1 protein-coding gene is annotated in these 416 nt (G+C 49.3%); it reads right to left on the bottom strand.

The features are described 5' to 3' along the window. Positions 1–416, bottom strand: a 416-nt coding sequence (locus AC1DFM_RS34845) for a hypothetical protein (RefSeq protein ID WP_477081392.1), incomplete at both ends; no start/stop codon positions are given.

Below are 416 nucleotides of genomic sequence, written 5' to 3'. Positions count from 1 at the left end.
GGAATCATTACAGTGTTTCTGCTCAGGACCAGCCACTGAAGTAGAAGGCACTTCATAGTTGGTCAGTTTCACCTGAGAAGTGGTAGCGGCACAGGTACCGTTGGTAATGGTCCATACCAGTGTAGCGGTATGACCAGCCAGCAGGGTCACTTTGGTATTGTATGCAGAAGTATCTGCAATAGTGATCCATGATTGTTTACCACCAACAATGGTCCATGCACCGTATGCACCCATTTGTGCAGGCTTGTTAGCCGCGAGGGTGAAAATGGAATCATTACAGTGTTTCTGYTCAGGACCAGCYACTGAAGTAGAAGGCACTTCATAGTTGGTCAGTTTCACCTGAGAAGTGGTAGCGGCACAGGTACCGTTGGTAATGGTCCATACCAGTGTAGCGGGTAGCGGTATGACCAGCCAGC

It is taken from the genome of Chitinophaga sp. 05T412 (genome assembly GCF_056396465.1).
This window is presented reverse-complemented; position numbering and strand designations above follow the sequence as displayed.